General features: G+C 59.0%; 7 protein-coding genes. 1 reads left to right on the forward strand and 6 read right to left on the reverse strand.

Annotation, left to right across the window (positions count from 1 at the left end; all coding sequences use genetic code 11):
* The 6 genes from PSV43_RS18885 to PSV43_RS18910 form a co-directional block, all read right to left on the reverse strand.
* Positions 1-11,384: hypothetical protein (locus PSV43_RS18885; RefSeq protein WP_300201050.1), on the reverse strand; the 11,384-nt coding region annotated here is incomplete at its 3' end.
* 334 nt (positions 11,385-11,718) lie between these two features.
* Entirely contained in the window at positions 11,719-13,713 is a 1,995-nt protein-coding gene (locus tag PSV43_RS18890; protein ID WP_300201053.1) for a hypothetical protein, read from the reverse strand.
* A gap of 39 nt (positions 13,714-13,752) precedes the next feature.
* A complete protein-coding gene (locus tag PSV43_RS18895) occupies positions 13,753-15,900 on the reverse strand; it encodes a hypothetical protein (RefSeq protein ID WP_300201056.1) in 2,148 nt (715 codons plus the stop codon).
* Between the two features lie 13 nt (positions 15,901-15,913).
* Positions 15,914-17,740, reverse strand: a complete 1,827-nt coding sequence (locus PSV43_RS18900; RefSeq protein ID WP_300201059.1) for an efflux RND transporter periplasmic adaptor subunit — start codon at positions 17,738-17,740, stop codon at positions 15,914-15,916.
* A gap of 24 nt (positions 17,741-17,764) precedes the next feature.
* The gene (locus PSV43_RS18905) at positions 17,765-18,526 is read right to left on the reverse strand and encodes an efflux RND transporter periplasmic adaptor subunit (protein WP_300201062.1); all 762 of its coding nucleotides are present in this window, start codon (positions 18,524-18,526) and stop codon (positions 17,765-17,767) included.
* Between the two features lie 53 nt (positions 18,527-18,579).
* Complete coding sequence (locus tag PSV43_RS18910) at positions 18,580-20,229, reverse strand: TolC family protein (RefSeq protein ID WP_300201065.1); 1,650 nt, start codon at positions 20,227-20,229, stop codon at positions 18,580-18,582.
* A gap of 647 nt (positions 20,230-20,876) precedes the next feature.
* Here PSV43_RS18910 and PSV43_RS18915 point away from each other — a divergent pair.
* A complete protein-coding gene (locus tag PSV43_RS18915) occupies positions 20,877-21,284 on the forward strand; it encodes a WYL domain-containing protein (protein WP_300201067.1) in 408 nt (135 codons plus the stop codon).
* Positions 21,285-21,660: the final 376 nt, after the last annotated feature.

The raw sequence follows: 21,660 nt of genomic DNA on the forward strand, positions 1-21,660 counted from the left end.
AGAATGGTATCGTCAATGCTGAGCGAGGCATTGCTGAGTGAGATCTTCTGGAAGGCCACACCCGCCAAGGTCGCGACTTCCGTGAGCTTGAAGGCAATCGGCACCACGGTGGAGCCCACAGTCACGGTGTCGTTGTGAGCCGAGATGGTGGTGTTGCGGCGCAGATTGATCGTGGCCTCGCCGGACAGCGCCGAACCCACGGCCACCGAAGCCGTGGCCGAAGCACTGAGGGCGTAGCCCAGGCTGGTGGCACCGTCTTTATAGAAGACCACGCCGAGCTTGCCGTCGGAGAGATTGTAAGTGGTACCGCCGCCATCGGTCTCGACCGTGGTTCCAATGGCGGTGTGAATATTTGCCGCGCCGAGCAGTACCTTGGTGACAGTGCCGGTTACCTCTTTGGAGATAGAGAAGTCACCGGAGAGGCTGAAGGCGGAACCGACCGACAGGGTGAGACTGCCACCGAAGCGCTTCACATTAGCACCGGTGGAGAACGACACCGTGGTGCCGGTTCCCGGAATGGTTTCATTCACCGCCGTGCCGGTCGCATTGATGGCGACGGTAGCCGAACCCGTGAGGGTGATGTCGCCCGGTGTGCCGACCAGTTCGATGTTCGGCGCGGAAGCCTGCAAGGCGTAGCGGGAACCGGTGGCGGCGCTGTCGCGATAGATCACGAGGCCGAGGCTGGCACCGGTGATGCGGACACCGAGGGATTCATCCGCCGTGCCGATGAAGGCGCTCACATTCGAAGCGCCCACGAGAATTTTTGTCACCGTGCTGGTGGGGCCAACGATGACCTGCTTGGTGAAGCTGAACGTCCCTGAAAGTGAGACAAAACCGGCCACGCTGAGTGTTGCCGTCCCCTGAATCTCTGTCACATTCCCTGCCCCGAGTCCGGCGAAGTCCAGCGCGATGCTGCCTCCGGGAGTCTGAATGGATGCAGGGGTCTCCGCCGGGGGCGAGAGGCCGTGCTTGACGCGCAGTGTGAGGCTGTTGCTCGGGATCGAAAGATCAGCGATGCCATTGAGCGTCACGGTGCCGCTGCGGGCCATGATGGCGTAATTGCCGCCCTGAACGACCATCGCCAGCGTGGCTCCGGTGATCGAGAGATTGGTGTCAGCGGTACCGAGCAGGACATTGACGTTCGTGGCGGCAAACGCGAGGCCGGAACCACCGCCTGCGACCGTGAACTTCTGAATGCCGAAGTCACCGGAGAGCGAGGCAAAGCCGTCAACACTGAGGCTCACATGACCTTGGATATCCGTCACGTCGCTCGTGCCTGCTGCCATGCCGGTGAAGTCCACGGTGATGGTGCCATTTGGAATCAAAATCGATGTTGGCACACCCACTGGATATGCGGAGACATCCAGACCTCGGCGTACACGCACCGAGAGATCGGTGGCGCTCAAGCTGAATCCGCTCACTCCAGACAGAGAGGTGTCCGCTGCGAGGCTGCTGCCACGCGCCTGCAAGGCGTAGGTCGTCACGCCTCCGGACTGCTTCACCAGCACGCCGACGCTCACGTTGTTCATGCCAAAGGTGGACGAACCTGCGGTGAGTGAGACGCTGCCCTGCATGCCGAAGGCGAAGTAGCGATCCGTCCCACCAGCTGGGAGATAAGTCTGGAAGCCAAACGCTCCAGTGATTTCCGCGAACCCTGAAATGGCCAGCGTCACATTGCCCTGCACATCGGTGACATCGGTGGTGCCTGAACCCAGACCGGCGAAATCCAGAGTCACCGTGCCACCCGGAGTGAGGATGGAAGTTGGGAACCCGGTGGTGGCGGACACGTCAAGGCCCTTGCGCACGCGGACGAGCAGATTGCTGGCGTTTAGGGTCAGCCCATCGATGCCGTTGAGACTGGTATCCGCCGGATTCGAACTGCCCTTCGCCTGCAGCGCATAGGTGGTGGCGACCGTGGCGCTGCCGGGACGCACGATGATGCCGAGGCTTGCGTTCGCCAGCCTCAGATTGGTTGTGCCACTGCCAACAACGACGGACAAGCCTGTAGCGCCGATGGCGATCTGGCGGGCACCGGTGGCTGCATCGCTGTAGGACTGGAAGCCGAAGCTGCCTTCGAGCGAGCCAAAATCCTGCACCACCAGCTTGGCGTGGCCTTGGATGTCTGTGACATCGCTTGTGCCTGAACCGAGGTTGGCAAAGTCCAGCACCACATTGCCACCTGACGTTTGAATGACTGGCAGAGTCGCGGAGGAGACATCGAGCCCACGACGCACGCGAACGAGAAGATCCGAGGCTTCAAGCGTCAGCCCTGTGACGCCGTTGAGACTGGTGTCAGCAGCGACGGAACTGCCGGTGGCCTGCAATGCATAAGTGGTGGCCGCACCCGCGACACCTGGTTTCACGATGAGGCCGAGGGTTACATTTGCCAGAGTCAGATTGGCGGTGTCATTGCCGAGCACGATGGAGAGATTCCGCGCACCCACGGCCAGAGTCGTGACCCCAGCACTGGTGTACTTTTGGAAGCCGAAGTCGCCGGTCACAGAGACGAAGCCATCAATGGCTAAAGTCGCATGGCCCTGGATGTCGGTGATGTCCGCACTGCCAGCGCCCAGGTCCGAGAAATCGAGAGTGACATCGCCACCGGGAGTCCGCACTGACAATGGAATGCCGGCAGCCGTGCTGGTGTTGAGGCCGCGGCGGACACGCACCTGCAATCCGGAGGCGGAGAGAGTCAGCCCAGGCACGCCGTTCAAGGAAGCCAGCCCGCCTTGGGCGATCAGTGCGTAGGTTGTCTGTGCGCTGGTGGCACCGGGCTCGATGATCAGGCCGAAGCTCGCACCCGCGAGGGTCACACTCACGCCTTCGATCTGAAGCGTGACATTAAGATTCGTCGCACCGATGGAAAGGCTGGTCTTGGAGCCACTGGTGAATTTCGAGAAGCCGAAATCACCGCTCATGCTGACGAAACTGCCCACCGTCAGGGTCAGGCCGCGAGCGAAGATGCTGGTCTCATTGGTCGTGAAGTCGAGCAGCATGCTGTTCAAAGAGTCGCCATCGAGACTGACCGACTCGCTCACAAGGCCGGCGGTGTTGATGCGGAACTCAATGCTGCCGGGAGAGAAGCTGAGGCTGTCGGCTGGAAGCCCGAGGATAGCGACGTCTCCGGTGGCCCTGAGCGCATAGGTGACGACGCCGGTGGCGGACTTGAACACTGCCACGCCCAACCTGCCACCGCTGAGGCGAACACCGACTTCGTTGCCTCCCGTTTGACCGACGAATCCATTCACGCCGTTGGCTCCGAGGAAGATCTTGGACGTGCCTCCGACGGTGGGGACATAGGAGAGCGTTGCACTGGTGGCGCTGATGTCGGCAAAACCACCGATGTTGAAGGCCACATCGTTGAGGGTCATCTGCAGTTCTTTGCTGGCCAGATTGTAGTTGCCATGTGTGGCTCCGATCGAGGCACTCAATGCCGCGCCGAGGGTCAAGGAAGCACCCGCGGCATAGAAGTCCAGAATGCCGGTCAAGGAACCGCCGAAGGTGTAATCAAGATTAGTGACGGTGATGCGCGGGGCGGTCAGGCTCAGCAGCCCGCCGATCTCAAAACTCGGCAGGTCGAGCTGGCCGGATGCAATCGAGAAGCCTGTACGCCGGATGTCGAGTCCGTTTATGGTGAGGCTCAGATTGTCGAGTGACGGGAATGCCAGCGTGGCCGTGGAGATGGTGCCCAGAGTCGGCATTCCTGGAGTGAAGGTGAAGCTGCCGGTGCTCAAGTTGAGCTGATCAAACAGCGACAGCGCAAACGAATCCACCGTCAGACTGAATTGTCCCGGATGGAGAACATTGCCGAGATCAAAGGTCCCAACAATGCCGGTGAACGACGAGGTCAGACCCGCCACTCCGGGGAAGAGATTGATGCCCGTCATGGAGAGCGAAATCGTTCCGCTGATGATCGGCGTGGAGAAGCGGTCCACCTTGAAGCCGTGAGTCGAAAGAGTGACTCCGGCAAGCGAGATGAAGTCCCCAATGGTCACCGTCGGCGTGGCTGCGAAGGATAGATCGCCCAAGGTGAAGCCTGACCGTGTCAATTCAAAGCTCGGCAGTGTGATGGTGGGAAGTCCGGCGAACAAGCCCCCTGCCTTCAATTGCACATTCGAGATCTTCGCCAAGCTAAACTGCCCGGGCTTCAGATTGACGTCACCCAGATCAATGGAGAGCGCATCGCCCAGAGGGATGACGAAGTTCGGGATGGTCAGCGTCATCTGGCCGGCATTGGCAAAATCGAAAGAACCTAGAAGTGCGCCCAGACGCAGATTCAGCAGCGGGATTTTCGGGAAGAGCACTGCCCCCTGCACATTGAAGTCGATCGTTCCGGCGATGACGGGAGGAGCGATATTCGAATACTGGAACTCGAATGCGGTGAGCGTGATCGTCACGGCATCAAAGTGCAGCAGATCTCCCAGAACCTTGACCACGCCGCCACTGCTCCAGCTGAGGCTGCCGAGTGAGAATCCATTCTGCCGGATCTCCAAGTCAGTCACGGCGAGTGTACCGAGACCGGCGAATTTCGGTGAGCTCAAGGTCGCGGAGGTGATGGTTCCAAGAATCTGCTGTCCGGGTGTCAGGACGATGTCTTCTCCGTTGGTGGTGAGTAGCAGCGCATCTCCGATCCGGAGTTCGAGACCGGACAACGTCAAACTCAGTCTGCCAGTGATGCTGGTGCCGTCGAAGTCAGAGAAGTCGAAGGCTGCCGTGGCTGATGTCAGACTGGACGTGATCAAGCCGCCGTTCGGGAACAGTTTGATCCCTGTCAATGAGAGCGAAACCGTACCGGCCAGCGAAAGCGGCGTCGTACCGGTGCCGAAAGCGACAGAGAAATTGGATACCTGAAGCTGGGCACCCGTGGTGGTGATGAACTCACCGAAGCTCGGACTCGATCCCAAAGCCGAGTTCAGGGTGAAGGCCCCGAAGCTGAATCCATCCTTCCGAATGACCAAATTGGAAAGCAGTGCCGTTGGCAGTCCCTCCATGAGCGAGGAGATCGCAGTCGCGTTCTGGATCGTCGCCAGCACCTGGTCGTCGGCACCATTGGGGTCATAGCTGAGCGACACACCTGAAGCGACGACATCGAAGGCCTCGCCGACTTTGATGACCATTTTAGCGGTGGTCGGAATGGAGAGCACGAATCCGCTGCCGATCGTGTAGGTGCCTATGATCGCAACACCGCCTGGAGCATCCGGCGTGATTTCCGCGCTAAAGCTGCTGCCACTGAAGAGTGTCGCGGAGGTTGCCGAAAGTGCGATCGAGCCGCCCCATACACCGCCTGCGGACAAAGTCGCAGTCACTGTCAGAGTGAGATCGTTGAACTGGAAGAATCCGCCCAAGGAAGCACTGCCCAGATACTCAGTGGCGGTGAAGCTGGCATCATTGGCGTCGAGCAGATCGTTGATGAACTTGATGAGGGTATTTCCTCCCGACAGCCGGACGTTGATCTTGGTGATCTTGAACGCGTCGGTTGGCACATCGTAGGAGGCTCCCACGGTGACAATGACCCGGCCAAGGTCTGCCGTGCTGAAGCCATTGAAGCTGAAGTCGAGTGGCAGTGAAGCCTGCAGCCTGCCGCCTGCCTCCCAGACAAACTGGTTGGTATTGAAGTTGTTGAGGTAGATACGGCTGGAGGACGCACTCGCCATGGCGGTCAGATTCAGGCTGCCGTGGGTGATGTTGGCGGTGAACCGTGTGCCGACGGGGCCGAGTTCCAGATTGAACGTACCGTCATTGATGACGAGCTCGACGGAGGCGTTGAGTGTGTGGAGCTCAATGAACAGGTCGTCAGCGCCGAATGTGCCGGGGGCTCCGGGGAACAAATCGGCGAGCTTCACTCCGGCAGTGACATCAAGGAACACTTTTGCGAGCACTTCACCGATGAGATGGAGGTCGGCACCGGCGCTGTTGGTGGTTGGCAAGGTGAGCGCACCTTCGCCGAACAAGCTCTGGAAGGTTGAGTTGGTGGCCAGCGGCTGCAATGCGGTGTCGAGCGCATCGAGCATGTCCGCCATCGTGAAGTCAAAGCTTTGACTGTAGCTGGTGTCGAGCTGCAGGTTGAACCGCAGTTCCTTCACATCGGGAATGTAGCCACCACTGAGGGTGAGCGGGCCGAGTTGCAGGCTCTGCGTGAACTCGTTGATGTGTACCTTCTGGATGTAGTCGAGCAACGTACGCAGCGATGGCAGCGTGCCGAGTGCGGCGAGAATCTGCGGACGGATCGCAGCGAAGGACAGCGGCACTGAAGGCAAGCCGAGGAACGCTTGCAAACTTGGCAGCATGGCGTTGAGGTTGAACTCAAATCCGGCGGGCAGGGTGAACCCGGTAACGTCGGGGAAAAGGACCTTGATGAGGTCAACGCCGGGGAGTGAACCGATGAGCGAGGCGAGTTCTACTCCATAGCTGCCGAGGATGAGCTGCGCTTTGAACTCGGGCAGACCAAAGGTGATGCCAGCATGAAACTCGGTGTTAAGGAAGTCGCGCAGGGCCAGCAGATGCGCGTCGAGGTTGATGTTGAAATCCACGCCCAGACCGAGCTTCACTCCAAGCTTGGTGAGCAGATTGAACGGTCCGTTCACCGTTGGTAGCGTGAGGTTGAGCGCCTTGATCAGCGTGAACAACTGCAGCGCAGGTCCTTCGAAATCGAGCAACTCGCCGAGGCGCGTGGTCAGCGTGCTGAGGTTGAGTCCGGCAGGCAGCGCGAAGGGGAATGCCAGTGAGCTGAAGTCGGGAGCGAGATCCTTGAACTTAGCCAGCAGGTCGAGCAGCTTGAACTGCACGCTGGTATTGAGTTCCAAGTCGAGGGCGATCTCGGTGAGGCTGAACGCGTCGGTGGGCAGGTCGTAGGCAGCACCCACGGTGATGATCACGCGGCCGATGTCGGCAGTGCTGAAGCTGTTATAGCTGAAGTCGAGAGGAAGCACCGCGCGCAGTGTGCCGTCGGCCTGCCAGCTAAACAGGCTCGCAATTTGGACTGACGGATCGCTGAGTGCATTAAGATAGATGCGGCTGGAGGAGGCGCTGACCGTGGCGGTCAGATCCAGGCTGCCGTGGGTGATGTTGGCGGTGAACCGAGTGCCGACGGGACCGAGTTCGAGGTTGAAGGTGCCGTCATTGATGATGAGTTCGGCGGTGGCGTTGAGTGTGTGCAGTTCGAGGAATGCATCACTCGAAGTCAGCGGATGAGTGGTCGAATTGTCCAGCCAAGCTCCCAAAGAAATGCCTGCACCGAGATCGAGGACCACCTGCGTCAACAGATCACCCACCAAATGGAAGGAGCCGGTTGGCAGCGCAGGAGAGCCGTTGCCCAGCAAGCTCTGGAAGCTGGAGTTGCCCGTCATCGACTGCAGAGCCTGCTCCAAAACCGCGAAATCGTTTTTCAGATCGGCGAGCGTGAAATCGAAGTGCTGGGTATAGCTGGTGTCGAGTTTGAAGCCGAAGGTCAGGTCTCTCGAAACAGAATCATAACCGCCGGACAACGTGAACGGCCCCAAGTCCAAGGAGCCGGCGTGGGAGCCTTCGAGCTGCGTCTTCTGCAGGTAGTCAAACAAGGAGCCGAGCGTCGGCACAATGCTCAAGGCATTGAGTTCGTCGAAGTGCATCTGAGCGGCCGACTGGAGATCAAGCAAGGCAGAAAGATCCGCGAGCAGCGACCCGAAATCCACGCCCGTTGGGAGGGTGAAAGGCAGCTGCGTGAAATCCGGCAGCATGTTCTGGAACTGCCCGAGCAATTCCAGAACGCGGACTTGAAGGGCTGCGTCGAGTTCCAAATCCGCGCTGATCTCGGAAATTGAGAGGGGTGTGTCTCCAGCGAAGTCGAGCTGAACGGTGTCTGTGCCAACGACGATCGACTGATTGACGGCACCCGAGTTGTTTGAGCGGAGAGTGATGTGACCGGAGAGGCCAACGCCCCCCACACTGGCGGTGGCTCTGCCTGAGGTTTCCAAGGTGTAAGTCCCGTCGGCCCAGAGGATCAGACCCATTTTGCCGCCGCTGAGCTGCACGCCCTGTCCGGCAATCCCACCGGCAAAGCCGACGCCACTCGCACCTACGAACGCATAGCCGGAACGCACGCCAAACACCACGGTGCCGCCGGAGGCAGGAGCAAACGTGGCATCTAGGACGCCATTGCCAATAAGGCTGCCCACAGACTCAAAGAGGAAACCGATGATTGTCTGAATGTCCGTCTGCGATCCCTGATTAAAAGAGGAGATCAGCGCACTGAACCGATCATACAGCTCCCGGGCGAAGTCCACGGGGTTGATCAAGTTGTACTGGATCAGTTTCAATCCCGCCACGGTCTGGCTGAGTTCGAGGTTGGTCGAAATCAACCCCGCTGCTGGAAGCACCCCGGTAATCGCCTCGATGGTCTTCTGCTGGGCATAGAGCTGGTTCACCAGTTCTCCGTGGCCCACAGCGACGCCGGCATCTGCGGCTTTGATCTGGGTCAGGATGAGCTTGCCACTGGCAAGGCGGGCGGTGTCGCTGACGAAATTCCCGATGGCAGAGGCGGTGGGCACGGTGCCATCCCCTTCCGTGCCGTTCACGTTGCTGCCGAGCTCTGCCAGCCAGGTGGTCGTCGCTCCGGGCAGATCGCCCACGTAGCGGTCCAGCGGCAGGATTTCATTCTTCGCCCCGAGCGAAAGCTGGAAACCGGTCTGCGACTGAATCAGGTCGGTCGTTTCAATATCCCCGCTGTAGATGACCGTCATCACGCCGAGAAGACGGTCGATGAAGGCATTCGGATCAGCACCCCCGTTGAGATCTTTCATCAACCGGTTCTCGATGCCGCCATTGGCAATCGTGGCCTTCTCATAAACACCATCAGCGTTCAGGTCCAGCATCGCGTATGTGCCGACGAGGTCCTGCAAGCTTTCGACATAGCGGGCGATGAACCAGGTCTGAGCGTTGGCACCCTGCGCGATCAGGTCCGCGTTGGTGATCGTCGTCCCGTCTGGATTGTTCAGGGTCTGGCCGCCTGCCACCAGTTCGTAGGCAGACTCGATGATCCGGGCGAGCACACGGGAGGCCGGTTTTTCGCTGAAGTCGTTGTTCAGCATCAGGTAGGGGCCCAGCGTTCCTTCGTTTGGTGCGGCGGACTGAATGAAATTGTTCACCAGCGGCAGAGACTTCGCGCCATAGGTGCCGCCATACGCAGCGCTCTCAATGTAAGCCCGCGCGATGAGCCCGCCCGTGCTGTGGGTGACCATGTCCACCGCAGCCAGGCTCGCATTGCCGAGAGCGGTCCAGGCGACGACCGCCTGATTCAGCCAGTAGCCCAGATAATCAACCCCGGTCTCGTAAACCGCGTCGGTGATCCCCGCCGCCGTTACATTCGTGAGGGTGCCATCCAGAATCGCATCCAGGGTGGCGACAGGAACGCGCCAGTCCCAATTCGCCACAAACAGATCGACGCCGAGGGTGTAGCCCACATTGATGAGAGACTGGACAATGTTCGAGTACGCATTGGTCAGCGGCTCCAGAACGAGCTTGGTCGGATCAAGCCCCCGATTGAGCAGCCATTCGGTCAGACCGGCCGGAGAGTCGTCCGCAAAGGAGCTGCCGCCGAATCCGGGGATAAAGATTAGGGGAGCTGTGATCGCCGCCGAATGTTGCACCACCTGAAGCGTCAGCCCGGTCGCCGTGAAAACGGGCTTGAGCATCAACCCGCCGCCGATGACGAGATTGGTGAAGTTATCGAACACGCCGGTCGCGGCACCGTAGTTCAGCACCTCGAAGCTCTGGCCCAGAATTGGAGCGAAGCCGTTCAGCAGCGAAATCAGCAAAGTCCCGCCGAGGACCATGGAACCCGTGACATTGATCTGGTCGTGCCCGTTGACCGCGCCTGCGCCGCCGATGCCCGCGAGCTCGATCACGGTCACGCTGTTGTGAGCAAGCTGGAGCGAGGCGAAATTGTCGATGCCGGGTGAGTTGCCAGGGCTGAGCGTTCCGTGCACCACCACCGAACCCAAAACCGTCCCGGAGCCGGAGAGCGTGTTCCCGGAACCGATCGTCAGCGAATCAGGAACGACAATCGAGGTGCCTTGATCCAGATGCAAATCGCCGCCGGACGAAACTGCTGAGGATGCGGTCAGAACTTCAATATTAAGAAAAGTGAATAATCCGGCAACCACAGCAGCAGGTTGGTAACCGATCAGTTCATCCTGTCCGGAGCCGCCGTCGATTGAGACGGGCACCGACCCATTGGGGCTCATTCCGGTCACATCAATGATGTCGTCCCCTGCCCCGGTTTTGATTGTGAGGTCGAGAAGTCCAGTCGCCACCAGATCCGAGTTGAAGGTGATGCGATCATTTTGAGAACCGGCCAAATCGTTGGCTCCGGTGTCGATGATGAAATGGGAGATGTTGCGGAAGGTGATGTTCTCAAACGCCACGCCGCCGCTGGTTCCGGAAATGCGATTCCAACCCGCTTCGGGGCTGTCGATAATCAGGACATCATTACCACCGCCGGTTGATGGAGTCGTGAAAGTGAATGACTCACCTGCGCCATCAACTATGACCGGCTCAAGGCCAGTGAAGGAGATGCGGGTCGTGCCGGATTCGAGCACGCCATCGCCAAAATGTTCGCCGGGGGTATAGCTGCCAGTGGAGGCACCTTGAACGACGAGTGAGTCGAAGCCGCCGACACCGCCATGGAAGGTCACAGACAGCGGAATCTCGCCGCGAGACAGGTCCACGATCAAGGTGTCGTTCGTTGAATCGCTGCCATAAATGGTGAGGCTGCGAATGCCCTGTTCCTGGAGGAAATCGGGGCGCAAACTCCAGAGATCGATGTCTCCAGAAATGAAAACGCTCAGCCCGTCAGTGCCATTTTTTAGCGCTGCGTAGCCGAGATAATTAGAGAGAGAGTTAGAAAGGGTGTTGGATTGGGCTGCAGCCGGTGGGCCATTCGCAGCAGTGTTTGTGTCTACCAACTGCTGTGGAATTGGGTTGGAAATGTCTCCAGATGTCCCGCTTCCCAAGGTCGTTTCTGAGGTCTCCTGTGTGTCGGAATCCAGTGCCATTCCAGCCGAAGCTGTGAGTGTCTGGACCTCTTGAATCCCCACCGAAGAACCGGCTTGTGCGCCGACTGGGAGGATGGATTCTTCAGCATCACCACTCAAAAGGGCGGCCTGCTCTTGTGCCAAATTGGCTAAATCTTCACCCTCGGATCCTGACATATCCGCGTTAGTTGCAGGGTCCTCACTCTCGAAATTCAGACCCGAAGAAGGCTGCAGCACGGGGTCTTCGACCTCCAGAGTGGCCTCTTCGGCAGGGTCTTCGGAGGCCTCAAAGGACTCCGTTTCGCCAAACATGTAGTCGGAATCGGCTGCATTTTTGACCTGGTTTTCATCCGTTTCGGGAGTCTCCCAGAGCACGTGTTCACTCTGAAATTGGGAGTCGAGAGACGTGTCAGTGGGCTCCGATTGGGGTGCCTCTGGCAGAGGAATCGGTGCATCCACCGGACCGGCAGAAAGCAGAATCCGAGGCTCCAAAGCTTCCAGTAGATACCCATCCATAGCCCCACCATCCAGGCGCGTGCGCCGGGTTGCTTGATCCGACTTGCGTCGAGGCTGAGCAGATTCCGTCAAAGTAAAATATGGGTGCTGGTTAATTCGCACCTAGGAGAACAAGAGTGTTATCACCGGTTGATTGACCTGCGCAATAATAAAAAGCTTCATACCTACATTCTTTATTATTAATGTTTCTTAACTATATTCTACCCGCCGAAGCACGTGAAACCCCCTTGGTAAAACCAAGTCCACCGGTGATTCCTGTCTCGGTTTTCATCACCTGCCGCCGTCTGCGAACGGCTTGAGATTGGGCTCGAAACTGGCACCACCAGAGCAGCATTTGCCCTGTTTTCTGGCCCATCCAAGAGACAGTTCCCACCTTGCTTCGGAGCATTTTGGTCCACATCTGGCGCATGCGTCCAGGCACAAATCTGATGAACAAAGGGTCCTCGGTACTGTACATGGCAAGCACTGATCCGGGGTCTCCATGGCGGGCGGCTCGGCCAAATAACTGGCGGTCCACGCGGGCACTTTCGTGCGGTTCTGAGGCCAAAACATGCAGTCCGCCAAGGTTGTGAACGGTCGGATCGAGGCGGATATCGGTGCCTCGGCCAGCCATATTAGTGGCGATGGTGATGCGGGAACGGTGCCCGGCCTGCATCACCATAAGGGCCTCTTCGCGGTGCCTTTTGGCATTGAGAACATGCAAAATGAGTCCCTCATTCAGCAGCGGCTCGGCCAGGTTTTCACTCGCTTCGACGCTCCGCATCCCCACCAAAACCGGCTGTCCGCGTGCATGGCGGACCCTGATTTCGGCGCTTAAAGCGGCTGTTTTTGTGGCCATATCGGGGTAGAATTGCCACCCCAAAAACTGCCGCTGGCTGGCCAAATGGCGGGGTACGCGAAGGGTCGGAAGGCCGTAGGTACGCCAGATTTCAGAGGCCACTTCTTGCACAGTACCGGAGGCTCCGGCGAGGTTCTGATAGTTTCGAAAGTAGCTCTGGAAGGAGATGCGGGCCAGCGTCTCCGAGGCTCCGGACATGCTGACACCTTCCTTAACTTCGATCATTTGGTGTAGCCCCTGCCGCCACGTTCGCATAGGCATTGGACGCCCTGTCGCTTCGTCCACGATGACCACTTTTCCCCCATCAAGCACGTATTGTTCGTCCCGGCGGAAGAATTCGCGCGCCTCCAGAGCCAGCCTCAGGAGCTCGGCTCGACGCCCGATACTGGACCAAAGTCGGGCACCGACCACCTCGTATCCAGCCGCTAATTCCTCAAGCCGACCCGGGGCAAAGTCGATGGATCGGCGGGCAGGATTGACCTGATAATCGGCTCCGCGTTCCAGGGCCGAAGCCACCTTCCAGGCGGCCTCACAGGCGGATTCGAGTTCCCCAGGCTCCATGGTCCGGCTGATGATTAGAGGGGTCACCGCTTCATCAATGAGGGCATTGTCCGCCTCATCAAGCAGGCCGAAATACAGCCCGCGCTGCACCGTTTCGGACCCCGGAGCACGCCCCAAACCGACCATGCGCGTCAGGGCCAATCGCGCCCCGGACTCCTCCAAACCCTGCAAACGAAGGCGGTCGCGCAGGTAGTCTGCGGCCACTTCTTTGGACGTCGTGTAGGTCACGCTTCGGCTGTAGGCACGACGTCGGTCCTCCTCCGATGTGTCGCCCAGCACCCGTCCGACACTCAAACCGACACGTTGATAAAAGGATTCGAGCTGCTCGGCATCGCGTCCGGCGAGGTAGTCGTTTGCGGTGATGACATGGCAGGGACGGCCCGTCCATGCCTGGAAAGCGGCGGTCAGCGCAAGGGCCAATGTCTTGCCTTCGCCAGTGTCCACTTCCACGAGAAATCCACGTGCCAAGGCCGCCGCAGCCATGAGCTGTACTCTATAGGCGGACAAGCCAAGCTCCCTCTGGGCAGCGACGGCGAGGAGCGCGAGTCCCTCTTCTAAAACGTCCTCCATGGCATTCGGCTGGGCATGGCGCTGCCTGCGCAGGCTTTGCAGCCGCTCGTTCAGGCCCCCATCATCGAGCGTAGAAAATTTGATCCGAGCCTGATCGATTCGCTCGGCACAGGCGGCGAGTTCTTTGCGGCGCCACCCGGCACGCCGCCACCAGCCTTCGCAGCGGTAGCTGATGGCATCCAGCCCCTGCAACTCCGGCGGCTGCCGTCGCACATGCACGGTTCGCTGGAGATCAGTGGGAGTGGCCATGGCGGAAAATCACACGCGGTAGTTGCGCTGGAAGAGCTGGCGCAGGGTGCGCACCCACTGGGTGAGAAGCGGCTCCCATGGCAGATCCAGCCGGGCCACGGCCTGCTGGCCATGCACCAGATAGCACTCAGACTGTGGTACGAGGATGGCGCGCACTTCGAAAATCGGTTCCGTACTCGGAGCCACGCGTCGTGGGTCCAACCCTGCGATGCCACCGCGCCCGCGCTTTTTCGGATCCTGCGAAGCCGGGTCGCGGTCGGCAGGAATCGCCTGCAAATCGGACACCGCAAGAGTGTACTGCTCCTGACCGCGAACCTTGACGCCGGTACCATTCACATTGCCGCCAAAGAGTCGTGCCACATCCTCCTGACGCACCTCGGCGGCCAGATAGTGACTGTCATCTCCTTGTACCACACCCAGTTCGGTACCGCGTTGCAAGGTCGCTCCGACCACGGTGATCATCTCCGGCGCGATCCAGCGTCCGGCTGCCGGAGACTTCACCACCAGCGCCTCCTTTTCCGCTGCCAGCTTGGCAAGCCGGGCGCGAGTGGCGGTCAGGTAACCTTCGAGACTCAAATGCCGCACGGGGTCAAATTCCAAGGCAGCGCGCTGCTGAATCTGCGCCACGCGCAGACTCATATTCACCAGCTCGATCTCGCGCTCCATTTCGAAATTCGTCAATCTGATCAGCGGCTGGCCGGCCACAACCATGGTGCCGGAAGGAGCGATGATCTCGCCCACCACCCCCGCCGTTCCAGCGAACACATGAGCGAAGGGATCCGAACGAACCACGCCTGCCGCCCGGAAATGATTCGGCATAGGCACGAAAGCGATCAAGGAAAAGAGCGAGAGAAAAAGCACCAGGCTGAGGCCCACCGCCCGCCCCCGGCGTGCTTCGAGCCGTGGACTGGACCACAGGTATTTCACCGCTTTGACCACCGGCATCACCAGCCACATGAAGGCAAACCCGACTGCCAGCAGCATGCCGATGACGAAAAACCAGTGGGATACGAGGAGCAGAATCCCGACGAGAAGCAGAATGCGGTAGATGAAGGCCGCCACGAAGTAGAAGACGAGCCAGAAGGTTTCCGTCTTCGTGTCAGCCGGATTCGTCGAACTGGGCAGCCGGAAGAAATACTTCTCCACCATGTAGAGCGCCGTCCGAGTCGCCCGGCCTTGCAGATTCGGCACCTCCAGCAGGTCCGAAAGGATGTGATAACCATCGAAACGCAGCAGCGGGTTCAGATTGAAAAGCAGCGTGCCGACAGAGGCGGTGATCACGACGTTGTAGGCAACGGTGTGAACCAGCCCCTCGCCGCTGTTCGCCCACACAATCGCCGCCACGGAGGCGAGGAAGATTTCGATGATCATCCCGGCGGCGGCCACGAGCGCCCGCTTGCTCTTCTCACGAAAGGCCCAGCTCGAAGACGCATCCACAAACGGCAGCGGATTGAACAGCAGCAGCATGATGCCCATCTGCGGCACTTCACCGCCGTACTTCCGGCAAAAGTAGCCGTGGCCAAATTCATGCAAACCTTTGATCACAATGATCGCCGCATAGAGCCACGGCAGATTGTCCGCCCCGAGCAGCCCGCCGGTTTCGGCGCGAAACTCCGACCAGTTTTCCACGAGGGCCTTTGCTCCAAAGGCCAGCAAGGCCAGCCAGACGAAGAAACCTGTGCGCGTGATCATCCAGCTCACCATCGGCAGCGTGCGCTGCAAAAAGCGATCCGGATTGATGAGCGGAATGCGGATGAAAAGCAGATTGGCCCACTGGCCGGCGACCTGGCGGCGGTGCTCTTTCTGCTGCGTGGCAAACACTGCCGCCACATCCCCCTCGCTGTCACTGCGGAGCAGACCAGACTGATACAACTGCGACAAAAGCTGCACAATCTCCCCCTGCCCCGGTGCTTCCTCGGCGGAGTTGTCCAGCGTGCTATCCCAGGCCTCGCCCACGGTGGCGGAGCGCTCCATCTCACAGATGAAGCGATACGCTGGCGGACGAATGCGGAAGAAACGATTCCCCAGCGCATCACGCACCACATACCAGCGCTGACCGCGAAAACGCTGCGGAAAAATCTCGACGCCGGGGCGCAGACGCACGCAGCGGCTTTCCACCCGGTGCCATGATTCGTCAAAGGTAGGAGCGCGGTTCATGGCGTTCGTTTCTTCAAATCCAGAACCACAGGCGCAGGGCTTCCACAAGACGATGCCCGCCGATCCACAACAGCGAGCGCCTGCCTGCATTGATCTTGCACACGCCGCTCATGCCGGGACGCCACCACGACTGCGGTTCGTCCAGCACGTGGGCCCTCAAAAGGAACACGGTGCCCTCCTGCCGAATCTCGGCCACGGGTTCAAAGTGATCGATCTGAACTGAAAAATGCTCGGCCGGGCGGCTCGTGAAAGCGAGTTCACCCGTCATTTTGGAGGCAAGATAAGAGACGTCTCGGTCATCCACCTGCAACTGGCCAAACAAGGCTTTGATCTGCACAATCTTCAGCAGCGGCTCCCCGCTCTGCACGGGTGAAGAAAGACGCTCACGCAGATCTCCTTCAACCACGACGCCGTCGAATGGTGCCACGATTCGCGTGAGGTTCAGCCGGTGGTGGACGATGGCCAGCTTCGCGTCAGCCTGCTGTACTTCGGCCTGGGCCACACGCATGGGGGCGAGTTTGTTTTCGGCTTCGTTGCTCCGCGCTTCGAGCAAGGCTTTGTTGCGCAGCGCCTCGGTGTCGGCTTGTTCGAGCAGCAGTTCCCGGCGGTCCAGTCCGACCAGCAACTGCCCCTCTTTTACCACATCGCCCAGATGGTAATGCGCTTCTTGAATGTAGCCGGGAAACGGTGCTGAAACGAGTGCGGCGGCATCCGTCTTGAGAATGAAGGGCGCACGGACTTTGTATTCAATCTTGATCAGGGCGAGTGCGATCAAGGTGATGGTGATCACCACCGTTGCGAGTTTCCAACCAGTGTGCTCATGGCCGAGAAGGCCTGCCGCACGACGCCGAACCGAGCGCCACATTCTCCGTCCGAACCATCCCGTTTGATCATGCAGGCCTTCAAGACGTGGAGCCACAAGATCCGCCAGCAAACGTACGCGCTCGATTTCGCCGGCCTCCCACGCACCTTCCTCCGCCGGACGCTCAAGACAAACCACTCCTACGACATCCTGAGGATGCCGCATCGGCACGGACAAGACCGCCACGCCTTCGCGTGCGACAGAAAATTGGCGATGCTCACGACTGATCACCGTGGTGCCTCGGATCTCGGGATAGGACACCTCGTTGTCCTGATCCATCGCCTCCTCCATCACCTGCTGCAGGGCCAGAGCCTCCTGCGAGCTGGATGAAATGCGCCCGCCATGACTGGTCGCTTTTAATTTAAGATCCTGCCCGTCAAGCCAGGCGATGGACACACGCGATGCGCGCATGGGTGCTGCCAGTTCATGGCATATCCTAAGCGCGGCTTCATTAAAATGAGTCGCCTCGCCCAGCACCAGTCCGAGGCCGAGAACCTCTGTCAAGGTCAGCAGTTTTTCCTCGCTGCGCAGCGCATGCCGCCGCGCCTGATACATGTCCGTCAGCGCACGAATCTCCTTTGAAACCGAATCCGTCAAATCATCCAAGTCGCCGCCGAAGAGACCTTCGGCCACCATCCAGAGCGTTGGCAATCCCTCACGTGCCGGCAGCACCAGCGCTTGAAACCGCCGCCCCAGCAGACCGGGCAAGGGCTCAAAGTTCGGTGACTTCACCTGCGGCAGTTCCGCACTGATTCCGGCCTTCGCCAGCCCTTTGGCCGCCCCCTGCGGAGCCTGGGCCAGCACGCGAATCTCCATGCCCGGCACCGAACCACCGAGGAGGAGGCAGACCGATTCCGCTTCGAGGCGACCCCGGGCGAATTCGCACAGCCGCTTCCAAAACACACCGGGCTCGCCGTTGAAACCCGCGAGGAACTCGTAGTCGGAAAAGAAGCCGGGAGGCGTGGGATCAGGATTCATGCAGGCAGAAAGGAACCGCTTCGATCAATTGCCTGAAGGCTTGTTTGCAGGGGGGGCTTTGGGAAACACAGCTTCCACACGCAAGCCGGGCCGGAACAGCCCCTCTTGGTTTTCCAGAAGCAGACGCACGCGGAACAAACCGCTGCGTGAATCGACTTCGGGGTCGATGAAATTCACCTTCGCTTTGCCCACCTTCCCCGCAGGCATTTCAGGAAAGCGCACCGCCAGTTCCTGACCCAGATGAATGGAAGGAAGCTGCGTGGCTTCCAGATGAAACAGCAGCAGCAGGCGGTCTGCATCCATCACCTGCAGCATCGGCTCAGCTTCATTGACCGCTTCACCCGGTTCATGAAACCGACGTACCACCACGCCGGTGAGCGGAGAGCGGATCTCACGCTCGGCCACTTCCGCCTGCGCGATTTTCAGCTCGGAGTTGATGCGTTTCATCTCCACCTCCTTGACCATCATTTCATCTTTGCTGGAGACATTCTGCTCATACAGGCGCTTCGCTGCAGCGGCATCAAACTGCGCTTTCTCAAGCATCAGTTGCAGTCGCTCCACCGCGACTTTTTCTTTTTCTGCTTCCAGGCTGACGAGCACCTGGCCCTCGGTGACACGATCGCCCTCCTCCACGGTAATGCTCGTGATCATCTCGCGCAGCGAAGCGCTCAGAATCACGGTGCGAAACGGCTTGGCCACCCCTTCATGCCAGCTGTCAGAGGCCGCATCCTGACCATGAGCAGTCAGGATGAAGGCAAACAGAAAAGTTGTGACGGCAAAGCGCATAGAATTAGTAACCCTCATCAAATCGAAACTCAGCCCACGTGAAAGGACTGGCGCTATGAACCACTTTTGTCACCACGGCGGAAAAACCTGCCAATGCGTGAACCCAGCGTTTGCTTTTGTTTTACGGGTTCAGCTTCAACGGGAGTTTCAAATCTGGGAGACTCCTCTTTAGGAGCGACAGGCTTATCAACTTCAGCCACTGCAGGTGCAGGCGGCGGCGGTGTGATCAGGCTGATCTTCTGATTCTTGAGCAAGGTAGCCGTCGTCAGATCCAAATCCGCCAGGCTCTTGTTGAAGTCCGCCAGCGTGGCCAGCTCACGGCTTCGTGCCTGCGAGTAGTCCCGCTGCAATTGCAGCACCTGAAAGCTGGTGGAAACACCCTGCAGCAAACGCTTCGACTCTGCATCGGCGGATTGTCTCGCCGCTTCGCGGCTCTTGCGCGTGGCCACCAGGCGCTGCTGATCGATGCGAACGCGATTGAGAACGGTGTCCACTTCCAGCAGCACGCGCAGCCGGGTCTTCTCCGCCTGCACCATCGCCTGCTCCTGCTGATGATTGGCCAGACGCTCGGTCGCCTTCATGTGGTCGCGATTAAGCGGCAAGGAGTATTGAAAACCTGCCGTCCACTCCGGTCCTTGGGCTTGAAAAGCGCGCGAATAACTGTCAACCATGTTGCCCTGCAGGCCGTGCAAACCACCGCTCGCAATCAGATCTAAGCGCGGCCGCGACTGGCTGTGTGCCAGCTGGCTCTGCGCATCACGTGCATTGATAAACTCCTCCGCCTGCTTGACCTCATACCGGTTCCTGAGAGCCACCCCCATCAGAGCCGTACGGTCGGTCAACGGCATTTCCGCAGTGAGCTTGTCCACCGGCACGATCCGCGTCCCATGCATGTAAACATCATCCGAATGCTTGAAGAGCAGTTGCAGCGCGTTCTGCCGCTCAATGTACTGCATCTCGGCTGCCAGCACCTCCTCTTTCCGCTGGTAAACGCCCGCTTCAGCCACCACCACGTCGTTGTTGGCGGCCACTCCTTCCTTGCTGCGCTTCTGGGTGTCTCCCAGCAGTTTCTCCGCCAGCGCGATGCTCTCACGCTGCACCAGAATGTTCTCACGCGTGAAGATCACATCATAATAACGCTTCATCACCTCCGCCACTACCGAAGAGGTTCGCGCCTGCCATTCATAGTCGGCGATCTTCGCATTGGCCTTGGCAATGCGGATTTCGGCCAGATTGGCATTCTGGCCATAGCCTCGCATCAATGGCTGCGTCACCGTCAGCCCGGTGAAGGTCTCATACTCCGGACTCCAGATGGAAGGCGGAAGGCGGCGGTTGAGGCTGTTGCTGAGCACACGCATCGTCGTGCCCAGTTCATAGGTAGTGCCCGCACTCGTCCTGTCCACCAGCGTCATCTTGCCAATGTGGTTGCGTTGCATGAAAATATTCGGCTGTGTCGGCGTCGGCGCGGCGCCAAAGCCCGTGCCGCCGCCGGTGGCCACATAGCTCTGGGCATTCTGCGGCGTGCGAATCGACTCGTAGTTATAGCTGCCCTCAAACCGCGGATCCAGCGGCTGGCTTGCCACCTTGACCTTCTCCTCCTCAATCAGCTTTCCCAACCCCTCAATCTGGATGTCGTTGTTGCTCTCCAGCGCCCTTAAAATCACTGCACGCAGCGTCAGTCTTTCATCGTTTGCTTCAACCATTCCAATGTTGAAAAAGCACGAAAAAACAGAAAGGAAAACGACTTCAGGAAGCCACTTTATGCGCCTATAATTATGAATCACTCTTATGCTCTATCTTTAAAGGATTAGAATTGCAATGCGCTATTATAAACTTTTGTTTCAAGCTTTCGCGCCCTTAGGGATTCGGTTTTTTCATTTTTTGTTACCCTCTCATTCCATGCGAATGGGGCAATTCGGTTCAATTTCGCACTCCTAAAAGCCCCCCCCCTCTCACAATGGCCTCGGCATCGCAGCAGCAGGCCATCGCGACGTCAGCCAAAACACGGGGACCGCCAGCCGAGCTTCACGATACATTTGAGCCTTGCCAGCCCCGCTCACGATTGCCCTAATTCATCAACCTGCATCCCACTGCACCTCCGCTTCCAGCCCCAGCTGCCAACAAGCTGAAGCAATGCAGTATGCAGACGTTTTGATCTCAGAACTACCTACGATCCTCCACAGCTCAAACCTACCGGGGTTGCCTCTGGCACACCACACCATCAAACACGGCTACTACATTTGAGGCGATGCAGGCATTTCCGATGCCGTACGTTTCGCGCAATGATCTGACAGCCCTGTTCCTGGCACGGCATGCCTAGGAACCCCTGCGTGGAACACGGTTGGAACGAATGCTGGCGGAGAGTTTCAGTAAGATCGCCGAGGCATGTCCTGGGGAGGTGTCCATCCATTGGCATGAACGGGACGAAGCTTTTTCGGTCAAAGCATCTGGCATCCTGCCTGCCGTTTTGACACTGTTTGGTGATCTCTTGGACGCTGTGCAAGCAACACATGAAGTGAGCTTTGACTACCACAAGCTGACGGCTTCAAAACCGGAACGACGAACGGTGCAGCCCTGCCATGTGGGGCAGATCGAACATGGCTGGTATTTGCTGGCGTATGATCCCGAACGGAAGGCCATGCGCACCTTTGCCCTGCAACGAAGCACCGAGCTGAAACTGCTAAAATCAAAATTCGTGAGAGACGCCCGGTTCAATGCGCGGGAATACCTTGGTGGCGGCTTGGGAGTGTGGCGCTAGGCGGAAGATGGCAAACGCCAGCATGAGATCAGCATCCGCTTTGAAGGCTATGCCGCCCGAGTGGTGGCGGAACGTCAGTGGCACCCCACGCAGACCATTCGGAACCTGAAGTCTGACGGCAGGGTGATCGAATACCCGGCCGAGTTGTCCGGTCTGGAGGAAATCACCCGCTGAGTGATGAGCTGGGGGGGGGGCAAGGCGAGTGTGCTGGGGCCGCCGGAACTGAAGCAGCGGGTGCAGGAGGAGTTGAAGTAGATGATGGGCACACAGTCTGGTACGCCAATACCGAAATCATGAACCGCTTAATCGTAGCAGGGCTTCCGCATGAAGGAGCGAGAGGATTTGGAGACGGAAGTCGGGGTCAAGGGCGGCGCGA

Origin of the sequence: Prosthecobacter sp. (assembly GCF_029946185.1) — a bacterium.
Classification (GTDB): Bacteria; Verrucomicrobiota; Verrucomicrobiia; order Verrucomicrobiales; family Verrucomicrobiaceae; genus Prosthecobacter.